The organism is Mycolicibacterium baixiangningiae, from assembly GCF_016313185.1.
Lineage (GTDB): Bacteria > Actinomycetota > Actinomycetes > Mycobacteriales > Mycobacteriaceae > Mycobacterium > Mycobacterium baixiangningiae.
Genome location: NZ_CP066218.1, coordinates 5,179,181 through 5,191,589 on the forward strand (window position 1 = coordinate 5,179,181; position 12,409 = coordinate 5,191,589).

General features: G+C 70.3%; 15 protein-coding genes. 8 read left to right on the top strand and 7 right to left on the bottom strand.

Annotated features, from left to right (window positions below; translation table 11 throughout):
• Nucleotides 1–142 precede the first annotated feature (142 nt).
• Genes kstR through I7X18_RS24590 form a run of 3 tightly spaced genes read left to right on the top strand, consistent with a single transcriptional unit; the run spans nucleotide 143 to nucleotide 2,555 of the window.
• Nucleotides 143–799 (top strand): cholesterol catabolism transcriptional regulator KstR, encoded by a 657-nt coding sequence (kstR, locus tag I7X18_RS24580; protein ID WP_193046593.1) that lies wholly within the window; start codon nucleotides 143–145, stop codon nucleotides 797–799.
• Between the two features lie 3 nt (nucleotides 800–802).
• Entirely contained in the window at nucleotides 803–1,564 is a 762-nt protein-coding gene (gene otsB / locus I7X18_RS24585; RefSeq protein ID WP_193046594.1) for a trehalose-phosphatase, read from the top strand.
• Nucleotides 1,565–1,613: 49 nt separating this feature from the next.
• Nucleotides 1,614–2,555, top strand: a complete 942-nt coding sequence (locus tag I7X18_RS24590; RefSeq protein ID WP_193046595.1) for a phosphotransferase — start codon at nucleotides 1,614–1,616, stop codon at nucleotides 2,553–2,555.
• On the opposite strand, the gene I7X18_RS24595 is transcribed toward I7X18_RS24590, so the two are convergent.
• Genes I7X18_RS24595 through I7X18_RS24615 form a run of 5 tightly spaced genes read right to left on the bottom strand, consistent with a single transcriptional unit; the run spans nucleotide 2,552 to nucleotide 7,137 of the window.
• Nucleotides 2,552–3,652 carry an Rv3575c family transcriptional regulator gene (locus tag I7X18_RS24595; protein ID WP_193046596.1) on the bottom strand — a complete coding sequence of 367 codons (1,101 nt, stop codon included), beginning with the start codon at nucleotides 3,650–3,652 and terminating at the stop codon, nucleotides 2,552–2,554. The two genes, I7X18_RS24590 and I7X18_RS24595, sit on opposite strands and share 4 nt — an antisense overlap.
• Nucleotides 3,653–3,682: 30 nt before the next feature.
• Nucleotides 3,683–4,549: a metal ABC transporter permease gene (locus I7X18_RS24600; RefSeq protein WP_193046597.1), complete on the bottom strand. Its 867-nt coding sequence runs from the start codon at nucleotides 4,547–4,549 to the stop codon at nucleotides 3,683–3,685.
• Nucleotides 4,546–5,331 carry a metal ABC transporter ATP-binding protein gene (locus tag I7X18_RS24605; RefSeq protein ID WP_193046598.1) on the bottom strand — a complete coding sequence of 262 codons (786 nt, stop codon included), beginning with the start codon at nucleotides 5,329–5,331 and terminating at the stop codon, nucleotides 4,546–4,548. The genes I7X18_RS24600 and I7X18_RS24605 overlap by 4 nt, the downstream gene beginning before the upstream one ends.
• Nucleotides 5,318–6,256 (bottom strand): metal ABC transporter solute-binding protein, Zn/Mn family, encoded by a 939-nt coding sequence (locus tag I7X18_RS24610; protein WP_193046869.1) that lies wholly within the window; start codon nucleotides 6,254–6,256, stop codon nucleotides 5,318–5,320. The genes I7X18_RS24605 and I7X18_RS24610 overlap by 14 nt, the downstream gene beginning before the upstream one ends.
• Before the next feature lie 47 nt (nucleotides 6,257–6,303).
• The gene (locus tag I7X18_RS24615) at nucleotides 6,304–7,137 is read right to left on the bottom strand and encodes a sulfurtransferase (RefSeq protein ID WP_193046599.1); all 834 of its coding nucleotides are present in this window, start codon (nucleotides 7,135–7,137) and stop codon (nucleotides 6,304–6,306) included.
• Nucleotides 7,138–7,169: 32 nt separating this feature from the next.
• On the opposite strand from I7X18_RS24615, the gene bluB reads away from it, so the two are divergent.
• On the top strand, nucleotides 7,170–7,811 hold the full coding sequence (gene bluB / locus I7X18_RS24620; protein WP_193046600.1) for a 5,6-dimethylbenzimidazole synthase: 642 nt from the start codon (nucleotides 7,170–7,172) through the stop codon (nucleotides 7,809–7,811).
• Nucleotides 7,812–7,821: 10 nt separating this feature from the next.
• Here the strand turns inward: bluB and I7X18_RS24625 are convergent, their stop codons facing one another.
• A complete protein-coding gene (locus I7X18_RS24625) occupies nucleotides 7,822–8,328 on the bottom strand; it encodes a GNAT family N-acetyltransferase (protein WP_193046601.1) in 507 nt (168 codons plus the stop codon).
• An 83-nt stretch (nucleotides 8,329–8,411) separates the two neighbouring features.
• Between I7X18_RS24625 and I7X18_RS24630 the strand changes: the two genes are divergently transcribed.
• Nucleotides 8,412–9,017, top strand: a complete 606-nt coding sequence (locus tag I7X18_RS24630) for a TetR family transcriptional regulator (RefSeq protein ID WP_193046602.1) — start codon at nucleotides 8,412–8,414, stop codon at nucleotides 9,015–9,017.
• 52 nt (nucleotides 9,018–9,069) lie between these two features.
• Nucleotides 9,070–9,834, top strand: a complete 765-nt coding sequence (locus I7X18_RS24635; protein ID WP_193046603.1) for a LamB/YcsF family protein — start codon at nucleotides 9,070–9,072, stop codon at nucleotides 9,832–9,834.
• Here the strand turns inward: I7X18_RS24635 and I7X18_RS24640 are convergent.
• On the bottom strand, nucleotides 9,827–10,150 hold the full coding sequence (locus I7X18_RS24640) for an ArsR/SmtB family transcription factor (protein WP_193046870.1): 324 nt from the start codon (nucleotides 10,148–10,150) through the stop codon (nucleotides 9,827–9,829). The genes I7X18_RS24635 and I7X18_RS24640 overlap by 8 nt on opposite strands.
• A 101-nt stretch (nucleotides 10,151–10,251) precedes the next feature.
• On the opposite strand from I7X18_RS24640, the gene I7X18_RS24645 reads away from it, so the two are divergent.
• Both I7X18_RS24645 and I7X18_RS24650 read left to right on the top strand, forming a co-directional pair.
• Nucleotides 10,252–11,451 carry an MFS transporter gene (locus tag I7X18_RS24645; RefSeq protein WP_193046604.1) on the top strand — a complete coding sequence of 400 codons (1,200 nt, stop codon included), beginning with the start codon at nucleotides 10,252–10,254 and terminating at the stop codon, nucleotides 11,449–11,451.
• 34 nt (nucleotides 11,452–11,485) lie between these two features.
• A complete protein-coding gene (locus I7X18_RS24650; RefSeq protein WP_193046605.1) occupies nucleotides 11,486–12,406 on the top strand; it encodes an MBL fold metallo-hydrolase in 921 nt (306 codons plus the stop codon).
• Nucleotides 12,407–12,409: the final 3 nt, after the last annotated feature.

Sequence of the window (12,409 nt, forward strand, 5' to 3'; positions counted from 1 at the left end):
AATGGTGCCAGCGTTCGACCGTCAAGTCGACTGGCATCGCAGCAGCACAGGTCGGTGGCACACCGATGCTGAGGTGAGAAAACGGAGCCCGACATGCGTATCGTTTTGGGGGGATACGCGCAATGAAGGAGCGTCATACGGCATGTCGTCGCCAGCAAGCAGTTCGGGCTCTCGGCCACGTGAGGTGATGACCGTGGCAGTGCTCGCCGAATCCGAACTCGGCTCCGAAGCGCAGCGGGAGCGGCGCAAGCGGATCCTCGACGCCACGCTGGCCATCGCCTCGAAGGGTGGCTATGAGGCTGTGCAGATGCGTGCGGTGGCCGAACGTGCCGACGTCGCCGTCGGCACCCTGTACCGCTACTTCCCGTCCAAGGTCCACCTGCTGGTGTCCGCGCTGGGCCGCGAATTCGAGCGGATCGACGCCAAGACCGACCGCGCCGCGCTCGCCGGCGGCACCCCCTATCAGCGGCTGAACTTCATGGTCGGCAAGCTCAACCGCGCGATGCAGCGCAACCCCCTGCTGACCGAGGCGATGACGCGGGCGTTCGTGTTCGCCGACGCGTCCGCGGCCGGTGAGGTTGATCACGTCGGCAAACTGATGGACTCCATGTTCGCCCGCGCGATGAGCGACGGGGAACCGACCGAAGACCAATACCACATCGCCCGCGTCATCTCCGACGTGTGGCTGTCGAACCTGCTGGCGTGGCTGACCCGCCGCGCCTCGGCGACAGACGTGAGCAAACGGCTCGATCTGGCGGTGCGCCTGCTCATCGGCGACGGTGACCGCCCTAAGATCTGACGCGTGGCCGACGGCTTACCGACAGACCTTCGCCTGGCGCTCGACGGCGCCGCGCGACTTCCCCGACTCCTGATCGCCTGCGACTACGACGGCACGCTGGCGCCGATCGTGTCCAACCCCGCCGACGCCCGCCCACTGCCCGCGGCGTCGGCCGCCCTGGAGGAACTGGCTGCGCTGCCGGCGACCACCGTCTCGCTGATCTCAGGCCGCGCCCTGGCGGTCCTCAAGGAGCTCTCCGGGATGTCCGACCGTATCCACCTGGTCGGCAGCCACGGCTCGGAGTTCGACACCGGATTCGTCTCGCCGATCGATGCGCGGGCCGAGGCCCTGCTGGTCGAGATCAAGCAGACACTCGACGCCATCGCCGCCGAATATCCAGGCGTGACAACCGAACTCAAACCGGCCAGCGTCGCGTTGCACGTGCGCAACGCCTCGGAATCCGATGGCGAGTCGGCGATGCGCCGCGCGAATGAGGCCGCGGCGCAGTGGGATGCGCAGGTGACCGACGGCAAGGCGGTGAAGGAGTTCGCCGTCATCCACACCGACAAGGGGCAGGCGGTGGACATCCTGCGCGAGCAGCACGACGCGTCTGCGGTGCTGTTCCTCGGCGACGACGTGACCGACGAGAAGGCGTTCCGCCGGATGCGCGACGGGGACATCGGGGTGAAGGTCGGGCCGGGCGAGACCGCGGCGGGTTACCGGGTGGACGAGCCGCAGGACGTGGCCGAGGCGCTGGAGTACCTGCTGGCGGCCCGGCGGGCCTGACCGGATAACCGTTCGACGCGAGGCGGGAGCCTCGGCGATACTCGCGCAGGTGCTGACCTCCGACGACCTGACCGACCGGACCGCCCGCGCCCTCGCGGCCGCCACGGTCGCCGGGCGCGACCTCGGCCTGCGCGTCGACGAGCCCCGTGTGCTCCACGACGTGTTCTCCGTCATCGTCCACCTGGCGCCTGCCCCGGTCGTGGTGCGGGTGCCGACGGTGCTGCCACCCTCGCTGCGGTCGGACCCGGACCGGCAGGCGGCTCAACAGCGCGCCGAACTGGCCGTGGCGGGCTGGCTGGCCGACCGCGGACTGCCGGTGGTGCCGCCGAGCCCGCTCGTTGCGCGCGAACCCGTTGCCCGCGAAGGGTTCTCGATGACGTTCTGGCAGTACGTCGATGGGGTGAGCGAGACCGAGCCGGACTGGGAACAGCGGTGCGCGTCGACGGCGCGGCTGCACGCCGCGCTGCGCGAGTACGACGGCGACGGGCTGCAGTTCTTCACGCAGTTCGACACCTACATCCCCGAAGCACTCGCCGAGCTGGAGCGCGATCCCGACCTACTCGACGGCGCGGATCTGCGCCGCGCACAGCAAAATTGGGAGCGCATTGCGCCGGTGGTGACGTCCAGGGCAGCGTTCGAGTCGGCGTTCCCCGGCGTCGACGTCCAACCGATCCACGGAGATGCGCCGTTCCACAACATGATCGTCACGGCCGGCGGCGAATACTGGTCGGACTTCGAGCTGGTCACGCTCGGCGCGGTGGAGTCGGACCTTGCACTCGTCGGGCCCGAGGGCCGCGCCGCCTACGACGCGGCCGCCGTCGGGCTCGGGCTGCGCACACTCGACTCGCGGGTGCTCGAGGTGACGGAGTCGGCGGCGCTGCTCGCCTCGGTGGCGTGCCTGGCGATGGCGCCGCAACTGCCGATGCTGGTCGACGCACTGAGACCGACGGTGGAATCGTGGCGCTCGCTCGCGGAGCGCGGAGGTGGCTAGGCCGGGGGGCCGGCGGTGCGGCCGCGCACCATCTCGGTGTCGAGGATGTCGATGGCCGGCAGACCGCTGCGGGGTGGCTGGTGCAGCAACCGGCCTGCGCGGCGCCCCTTTTCGATGCTGGGCTGCACGACGGTGGTCAGGCCGCGGCGCAACGCATCGGGAATCCCGTCGAAGCCCGTGACGGTCATCTGCCCCGGTACGTAGATGCCGCGCGAGCGTAGATAGTCCATCGCCGACAGCGCGAGCACGTCGGCGGTGCACATCAGCGCGGTCAGGCGCGGATTGGCGGCCAGTGCGACCTCGGCGGCCGCGCCACCGGAGGTCGGCATGTGCTCGTAGCTCTCGACGACCGTGACCGCCCGCTGGTCGAGTCCGGCCGCGGCGATCGCGTCGTACACGCCCGCGATGCGCTCGCGCTGCACGTGGAAGTGAGGTGTCCGGAGGCGCTCGGGGGCGGCCACCGTGGGACGCGGATTGTCCTCGGGCCGTTCGAGGCCGAGCCGCATCGTCAGCAACCCGATGTCCCGGTGGCCGAGTCCGAGAACATATTCGGTGATTCCCCGCATCGCCGCCCGGTCGTCGATACCGACCCGCGACGTGCCGGGCACATCCTTGGGCTGGTCGACGACGACGACGGGCAGATGCCGTTGCTGCACCACCGGCAGATACGGGTCGTCGTCGCTGGCCGAGTAGACGACGAACCCGTCGACGCCCGCGGCCAGCACGGCCGCCGAACCGTCCTCCACGCTGCGGTTCGGTCCGATCGCGACCAGCAGCAGACCCTGTCCGGCGTCCTCACAGGATTCAGCAAGGCCGGCAACGAAATCCAGTGCAGCCGGATCGCTGAAGGAGTAGTTCAGCGGTTCGGTGATCATCAACCCGACCGCACCCGCCCGGCGGGTCCGCAACGATCTCGCCACCGGATCCGGCCCGGGGTAGCCCAAACGCTTGGCGGCGGTGAAGATCCGCTCGCGCAGTTCGGTCGACAACTGGTCGGGCCGGTTGTACGCATTCGAGATCGTGGTGCGGCTGACCTTGAGTTCCGCGGCGAGGGAAGCCAGGGTCGCATGCCGTCGCGGCTCGGGACTCCTGGACATGCTCCGCCACGTTAGCCGATGCGGCGGCGGTCAGGTGACCAGGACGCGGTCGGCCGACGAACGCAGTCCGCGTTCGACCGCCCACACCACCGCCCACACGCCACACGCCATCGTGACGATGATGAAACTCGGCGGCGCGTTGAACATCGCCGACAGCGCCAGGCCGGCCCACACCGCGACCAGATTGATCGCCGTCGACAGGGCGATCGCCGCGGCCGGGCGGGCGGTCAGCATGATCGCGGCCGCCGCGGGTGTCACCACCAGCGCGAAGAGCAGCAGCGTCCCGACCGCCTGCACCGCCATCGTGACGGTGAGGCCGAGCAGCACCATGAACACGACCGAAAGTGCGCGCACCGGCACGCCCTTCGCGTCGGCCACCTGCGCGTTGACGGAGCTGAACAGCAGCGGGCGGTAGATCAGGCCGATACCGGCGGCCAGCACGGCGAGCAGCACCGCGAACGACACGAGCTGTTCGCCGGTGATCGCCAGCAGATTGCCGAACAGGACGTTGGTCAGCGTGCTCGAATTACGGGTCGCCAGGGAGTTGAACAGCAGTCCGAGGCCGGTCGCCATCGCCAGCACCGTACCCGTAGCCACCTCCCGGTCGGCCGCCCGGCGGCCCAGTGCCCCGATCACCAGGGCGCCCCCGATGCAGAACACGCCCAGGCCCAACGCCACCGGCAGTCCGAGCAGTACAGCACCCGTCGCCCCCGGCAGCCCGATGTGGGCGAGCGCGTGCGCGGCGAACGCGGTGTTGCGTACGACGACGAAGTATCCGATCAGCCCGGCCGCCAGCGCGACGATGGTGCCACCCGCCAACGCGTTCCGCATGAAGTTGGACGTGAGGATCTGCCACCAATTGTCCTGATAGGACAGCGCCACCAGTGTCGTCGTCACAGCATCCTCCGCACGTAGAGATCCCCCTGCGGGGTGCGCACCACCTCGACCGCGGCGCCGTACAGGTGGGTGAGCAGTTTCTCGTCGACCACCCCGTCGAGGGTGTCGTAGTGCGGGTGACCGTCGAGCAGGTAGATCGCGCCGGTGAGGATCGGCAGCAGCGGGTTGAGATCGTGCGCGACCACCAGCACGGTGACGCCGAAATCGGTGTTGACCGTCTTCACCAGCGCGACCAGTTCGTGTTGGCTGCGCATGTCGAGCGCGGCCAGCGGTTCGTCGAGGATGAGCATCTTGGGACGGCCGACGAGCGCTTCGGCGAGCGCGACACGTTGCCGCTGACCACCCGACAGCTGCGAGAGCCGCCGGTCGGCGAACCCCGTCGCGTCGACCGCGGCCAGCACCCTGTCGACGCGCGCCCGGTCCTCACGCGAGGCCAGGCCCAGCCCCCACCGGTGCCCGTTGAGGCCCAGCATCACCGCATCTCTCGCGCGCACGGCCTCGCCGGCGTTCGACCCGTAATTCTGTGGTACGTAACCGATCTCGCCGTTGGCAGCGCCCGGCGGTCTGCCGAACACCTCGACACGGCCGGTCGACGGCGCCAGGAGGCCGAGTACCACCTGCAGCAGCGTGGTCTTCCCGGCCCCGTTGCTGCCGATTACCGCGACGACACCACCCGCGGGCACGTCGAAGTCAGCCTGCGACCAGACCGTGTGCCGGCCCCTGACCACGCTGACGTCGCGGAACGTCAGCGCCGGCCCGGGATTCGGCTCAGCCGCCGACACCAAGTGCCTCGGCGAGCGCGGAGAGTTGGTCGACCTGCCAGGTCTCGAACGAGGTGGTGCCGGGCGGCACGGATTCCGTGACGTCGACGACGGGCACCCCGGCCTGCTCGGCGGCGGCCCGGATCTGTTGTGGCACCGACCCTTCCGTCTGGACGTTGTAGATGAGGACGTCGACGCCGCGATCGCCCAGCAGCCGCAGGAACGCGTCCAGATCGGCAGGCGACGGATCACTCTCATGCGACGCGGCGGCCTGGTACCCCGGCGGGGTGCGGTTCACCAGTCCGACGGCGGCGGCCATCTCGTCGAAGACGCTCTCGGTCGCGGCGTAGGTCTTACCGCCGGCGGTGGCTCGCAGCGATCCGACGATCTGGTGGTACGGCGCCAGCGAGTCGCCGAATTCGGCGTGGCGCTCGGCGAAGTAGTCCGTGGCATCGGGTGCGAGCCTGCCGAGTTCGGCGGTGACCGCGTCGGCGACAGCCGTCACCACCGCGGGGTTGTACCAGACGTGCGGGTTGCCCTCGTCTGTGTGCGCCGCTGGACCGCTGAGCGCGACGGCGTCGATCACCGGTGCGTCCGGGGCGGATCCGGCGGCCAGCTTGCTCGCCCACTCGTCGTAGTGGCCGCCGTTGACGACGATCAGCTGCGCGTCCTCGAACAGTGCGGCGTCCTTGGGGGCGGGTTCGAAGTCGTGGGGGTCGACCGCGGAGCTCGCGACCACAGTGGAGACGGTGGCGCACTGTCCGCCGAGTTCGGAGACGATGCCGCCCCACTGGTCGACACTCACCACCACCGACACCGGATCCGCGGGGCAGTCACCGCCCGGCGCCGCGCTCGGGGACGGCTGATCCCCACCCGAGCATGCGGCCAGAGCCAGCGGAAGCACCACGGCGAAGCCGGCGGCCAAGACACGTCGGGGTCTCACCATCACTCGCTAATGATAACGGTTTGCATTTCCAAATGCGATTCGCGGGCCTACTCGCCGGTGGCCACCGGCCGCGACGGGTCGGCACTCCACTGCGACCAGGACCCCGGGAACAGAGCGGCCTCGACGCCCTCGGCGCGCAGCCCGGCGACGACGACCGCGGCGGTGACCCCGGAGCCGCAGTACGCGCCGACCTTCTCGGCGCCGCGCACCCGCTCGAGCACGTCGGCATCGGAGCGGAAGATGCCCTCGGCACTCAGGACGCCCGTGCTCGGCGCGTTCACCGCACCCGGGATGTGACCTGCCACCGGATCGACCGGTTCGGCCTCGCCGCGAAACCGCTCCGGCGCCCTGGCGTCGAGCAGTAGTCCGTCGAACTGCGCCACGTCGTCAGCGGTCAGCGTGGGCAACGCGCCGCGGTACAGATCCTCGTGAGCCACGCGGACATCACCCGGCGACGGGGTGGCCGCGTCGGTCTCGAGCGCACCGCCGGCCGCCACCCAGGCCGCGAGCCCGCCGTCGAGGATGCGGACCCCGTCGATACCCGCCGCCGTCAACACCCACCACGCACGCGCCGAACCGGCGCGGTTCCAGTCGTCGTAGGCCACGGTGAGCACACCGTCGCGCACACCCCACCGGCGTGCCGACGCCTCGACGGCGGCACCGCTGGGCAGCGGGTGACGGCCGCGGCCGCTGACGGTGTGGTCGGTCAGCTCGTCCTCGAGGGAGACGTACACCGCGCCGGGGAGGTGGCCGGCGCGGTAGGCCGCGCGGCCGTCGGGCTGCGCCAACTGCCAGCGCACGTCGAGCAGGGTGACCGGGCGGCCGGCGGCGATGTGCTCGGCCAGGTCTGCCGCGGTGATCAGGACGTCGGCGCGTGTCACCCCTCGATGGTCGCATCCCTACCCTGTGAGACGTGACCGACCACGCGTTCACCGCCGCCGAACGCCACGCCGTGTACCGCGCCATCACCGAACGCCGCGACATGCGGCGCTTCGTCGCCGGGGAGAAGGTCTCCGACGACGTCCTCACCCGGTTGCTGGCCGCTGCGCACGCCGCCCCCAACGTCGGACTCATGCAGCCGTGGCGGTTCATCCGCGTCACCGATCCGGCCGTGCGTCGCGACATCCATGCGCTGGTCGACGAGGAGCGTCACCGCACCGGCGCGGCGCTTGGCCCGCGCGGTGACGAGTTCCTCGCGCTCAAGGTCGAGGGCATCCTCGACTGCGCCGAATTGCTCGTCGTCGCCCTGCGTGACGGCCGCGAACAGCACGTGTTCGGGCGGCGCACCCTGCCACACATGGACCTGGCGTCGGTGTCGTGCGCGATCCAGAACATGTGGCTGGCGGCGCGCACCGAGGGCCTGGGGATGGGATGGGTGTCGATCTTCGACCCGCGCAGGCTTGCGGAGCTGTTGGGTATGCCCGACGGCGCGGAGCCCGTGGCGGTGCTGTGCCTCGGCCCGGTGCCCGACTTCCCCGACCGCCCCGCACTCGAACTCGACCACTGGACGTACGCCCGTCCGCTGGGCGAGTTCGTCACCGAGAACCGTTGGTAGCCAACGCGGCTCACAGGTCGAGGACCCAGTTCTGGCCGGTCAGGTCATGACCGAAACTGTGGTGACGTTCCTCGCCGACAAGCCGGAATCCGAGCCCCTGATAGATCTTTCGCGCCGAGACCAGGACGTCGTTGGTCCACAGACCCACCCGCCGATAGCCGGCCCCACGGGCGAACCGCAGACACTCCTCGACCAGGCGACCGCCCACCCCGAGGCCACGTCCGTCCGGGGTGACCAACAGGATCCGTAGTCTGGCCACGCCGGGTTCGTCGCCGGCCACACAGCAGATGCACCCCACCCGCCGGCCGTCGACCTCGGCGATCCAGGCCGCTTCCCCTGCCGGGTCGTGCTGCGCGGCATAGTCGGCGACGATGCGCGCCACCAGAGCCTCGAATTCGGTGTTCCAGCCAAACTGCTCGTCGTACGCCTCACCGTGGGCCATGACCATCCATCCCAGATCTCCGGGCTTGTCCGCCTGACGCACGACCACCCCGGCGTGGTCGACCTGCTGCACCATCGCGAACCTCCCATCCGCGGCGGTGGACGGTCTCCATCCTGCCGCTACTGAAACACTCGTTTCAGTAGCGTTAGGCTACCAACGTGCCCTCGGATGCGACAAGCCCCTCCGCGCGGCGGACCGAGCTGCTCGAAGCCGCCTACCGCTACGCGTTGACCCACGGGCTCGCCGAACTGTCGCTGCGCCCCCTTGCCGCCGCCATCGGCTCCAGCCCAAGGGTTCTGCTGTTTCTCTTCGGTAGCAAGGACGGTCTGGTGCGGGCCCTGCTGCAGCGGGCCCGCGCGGACGAACTGGCACTCCTGAACCGGCTCCAACCTCCCACCGCATCCGAGCCCAGCGGCCTGGCTGCCGCCGGCGGTCAGGTGTGGTCGTGGCTGGTGGCCGAGGAACACCGTCCGTTGCTCAGGCTCTGGACCGAGGCGTACGTCCGCTCCTTGGTCGAACCCGACGGGCCATGGGGCGGATTCGCCCGCGACACCGTCGAGGACTGGCTGGCCGTCCTGGCCACGTGGCAACCCGCACAGCCCGGCCACGCCGAACCGGATGCCACCGCTCGAACGCTCACGCTCGCTGTCCTGCGCGGAGCGCTCCTCGACCTGCTGGCCACCGGCGACCAGACCCGGGTCACCAACGCGGTCACCCGCCATTTCGCCTTGCTCCGACAGGATGTTTCGGAAAAATCGCCCTAGGGGCCGGCCCCATGCAGGACCGGCGGCCGACTCGCCCCATTAGGCTGGCGCCGTGCCCGCGTCGTCCGTCGACCTCAACGCCGACCTCGGCGAGGGGTTCGGGGTGTGGACGTTGGGCGATGACGACGCGATGCTGGAGATCGTCACCTCCGCGAACGTGGCCTGCGGATTCCACGCCGGCGACCCGGCCGGCCTGGCCCGGGTGTGCCGAGCGGCCGCCGCGCGCGGTGTGCGCATCGGCGCGCAGGTCAGCTACCGCGATCTCGCCGGCTTCGGCAGGCGGTTCATCGACGCCACCCCCGAGGACCTGACCGCCGACGTGATGTACCAGATCGGCGCGCTCTCGGCGCTGGCCACCGCCGCGGGCACCACGGTCTCCTACGTCAAACCCCATGGTGCGCTGTACAACTCGATCGTCACCAACCGCGATCAGGCCGGCGCCGTTGCGGCCGCGGTGCACGCCGTGGATCCTCGGCTGCCGGTGCTGGGGCTGTCCGGTTCGGTGTTCTTCGCCGAGGCGCGCGAGCTGGGTCTGCAGACGGTGGCCGAGGCGTTCGCCGACCGGGCGTACCGGCCGGACGGACAACTGGTGTCGCGGCGCGAACCCGGCGCGGTCCTGCACGACGTCGACGAGATCGCCGACCGCGTCCACTCGATGGTGACCGCGGGCCGGGTCACCGCGATCGACGGGTCGACGATCGACGTCTCGGTGGATTCGGTGTGCGTGCACGGGGATTCGCCGGGCGCGGTACAGATCGCCACCGCCGTCCGGAACCGCTTGACCGCCGAGGGCGTCGCCCTGGCACCGTTCAGCTGACGCCGGCCTGCTTGTTCGCGCTCCGCACGACGCTGTCGAGCAGCCCCGGGATGGCGGCCTCGAGTTCGTCGCGGCGCAGCCGCTGATAGGTCAGGCCGTCGATCACCAGCCGTTCGGTGACACCGGCTTCGCGCAGGATCTTGAAATGGTGGGTGGCGGTCGACTTGTTGATGCCGTCGTAGAGCGCCCCGCACTGCATCGGCGTGCCCGCGTTGTGCAGCCGCCTGACGATCTCGAGGCGCACCGGGTCGTGGATGGCGCCCAGCACCTGCTGCACCGGCCCAACGGGGGCGGCGGTCAGCGTGTCGTCCGCCATGAAAGTGCCCTTCACCACGTAGGTTTGATGATCGTCAAACCCAGCGTACGCTTGATCAGGTTCGATATCCGTCAAACCTACTCCACCGGGGGTAAACCGCGATGGCGACATTCGACCGTTCGATCGGCGACGAGACGCAGCGGTGGGCCTATCCCCTGCTGCTCGTGCTGAGCGGGGTCGCGCTCGGAGTGTCCGGCGTGCCCGCACCCCTCTACGGCCTCTACGAGTCGAACTGGCACCTGTCCCCGTTGGCGACCACGCTCATCTTCGCGGTGTACGCCGTCGCGGCACTGGGCGCCGTCCTGGTGTCCGGGCGGATCTCCGACGTGGTCGGCCGCAAACCGGTGCTCATCGCCGCGTTGATCGCGCTGGTGGTCGGACTGGGTGTGTTCCTCATCGCCGACAACATGGCGCTGCTGCTGCTGGCGCGCGCCATCCACGGTGCCGCGGTGGGCTCGATCATCGTCGCCGGTGCCGCCGCACTGCTGGACCTGCGGCCCCACCACGGTCTGCGGTCGGGCCAACTCAGCGGCGTGGCCTTCAACATCGGGATGACCGTCGCGATACTCGGATCGGCCCTGCTGGCCCAGTACGCGCCGCATCCGCTGCGCACACCGTATGCCGTCGTCGCGGTGTTCTGCCTGATCGTCGGCGTCGGACTGGTGGCGCTGCGCGAACCGCACACCGCCCGCACTCCCGGCCGTATCCGCATTGCGAAACCCGCGGTGCCCGAGGAGATCCGACGCGACTTCTGGTTCGCCGCACTGGGCGCCATGGCGTCCTGGTCGGTGCTGGGCGTACTGCTGTCGCTGTATCCGTCGCTGGCGGCGAAGCAGACCCACATCGACAACCTCGTGTTCGGCGGCGCAGTGGTCGGCACGACGGCGTTCGCCGCGGCCCTCGCTCAACTCGCGGCCACTCGCGTACCCGCCCGCCGCGCCGCCGTCATCGGTGACGTCGGGATGGCGATCGCACTTCTTCTCACCATCCCGGTGCTGCTGACCCACCAATGGCCGCTGGTATTCGTCGCGGCCGCCCTGCTCGGCGCGACGTTCGGGCTGGGGTTCGGCGGATCGCTGCGCCACCTGTCCGACGTCGTGCCCGCGGGTAAGCGCGGCGAGACGATGTCGGCGTTCTACCTGCTGGCGTATACGGCCATGGCGGTGCCGACCCTGCTGGCCGGCTGGGCGGCGACGCGCTGGGAACTGGTGGTGGTGTTCCCGTGGTTCGCGGCGGCGGTGGCCGCGGCATGCCTGGGCGCCGCAGTTGCCGGAATGCGTAGTTCGGCGCGGGCGCACTGAGCTGACCCGCAGCGTGGGTGCCTACAGTGTGCGCATGCGCGTGCGAGCCGGACGGCCCGATCTGCAGGATCACGCGCGGTGGTTCGACGCGCCGGCCGCCACCGCGGATTCCGCGCTCACGGTGACGTGGGCCGGCGTCACCACCCTGCTGATCGACGACGGCTCGTCGGCGGTGCTGACCGACGGCTTCTTCTCGCGCCCCGGCCTGGTGTCGGTCGGACTGCGCCGCATCGCACCGTCACCGCCGCGGGTGGACGGCTGCCTGTCCCGCTTGCGGGTTGACCGCCTCGACGCGGTGCTGCCCGTGCACACCCACTTCGACCATGCACTCGACTCCGCACTGGTCGCCGAACGCACCGGCGCGGCGCTCGTCGGGGGGACCTCGGCCGCACAGCTGGGCCGGGGGCATGGACTCCCCGAAAGCCGTGTGCGCACAATCGCTTCCGGGGATACCGTCACCTACGGCGCCTACGACCTGACCCTCGTCGAATCGAGACACTGCCCGCCCGACCGCTTCCCCGGCCGCATCGAACGGCCCGTGACCCCGCCGGCCAAGGTGTCGGCCTACCGGTGCGGTGAGGCCTGGTCGATCCTGCTGCGCCACCGGCCGACGGCGCGCAGCCTGCTGATCGTCGGCAGCGCCGGCTTCGTCCCCGGTGCGTTGAACGGCATGCGCGCCGACGTGGCGTACCTCGGTGTCGGGCAGCTCGGGCGACAACCGGAGAGCTATGTGCGCGAGTACTGGACCGAGACCGTCCGCGCGGTCGGCGCCCGCCGCGTGGTGCTGATCCACTGGGACGACTTCTTCCGCCCGCTGCACAAGCCGGTGCGTGCGCTCCCCTACGTGGCCGACGATCTCGACGCCTCGATGCGGGTGCTGACCCGCCTCGCCGGCGAGGACGGTGTCGCGCTGCATCTGCCGCTGCTGTGGCAGCGCGCGGACCCCTGGAGCTGACGG

Excerpts from the sequence above, each read along its gene's own strand:
- kstR (WP_193046593.1), top strand. The coding sequence starts at position 143 with ATGTCGTCGCCAGCAAGCAGTTCGGGCTCTCGGCCACGTGAGGTGATG.
- I7X18_RS24595 (WP_193046596.1), bottom strand. The coding sequence starts at position 3,652 with ATGTCCAGGAGTCCCGAGCCGCGACGGCATGCGACCCTGGCTTCCCTC.
- I7X18_RS24610 (WP_193046869.1), bottom strand. The coding sequence starts at position 6,256 with ATGGTGAGACCCCGACGTGTCTTGGCCGCCGGCTTCGCCGTGGTGCTT.
- I7X18_RS24625 (WP_193046601.1), bottom strand. The coding sequence starts at position 8,328 with ATGGTGCAGCAGGTCGACCACGCCGGGGTGGTCGTGCGTCAGGCGGAC.
- I7X18_RS24640 (WP_193046870.1), bottom strand. The coding sequence starts at position 10,150 with ATGGCGGACGACACGCTGACCGCCGCCCCCGTTGGGCCGGTGCAGCAG.
- I7X18_RS24645 (WP_193046604.1), top strand. The coding sequence starts at position 10,252 with ATGGCGACATTCGACCGTTCGATCGGCGACGAGACGCAGCGGTGGGCC.
- I7X18_RS24650 (WP_193046605.1), top strand. The coding sequence starts at position 11,486 with ATGCGCGTGCGAGCCGGACGGCCCGATCTGCAGGATCACGCGCGGTGG.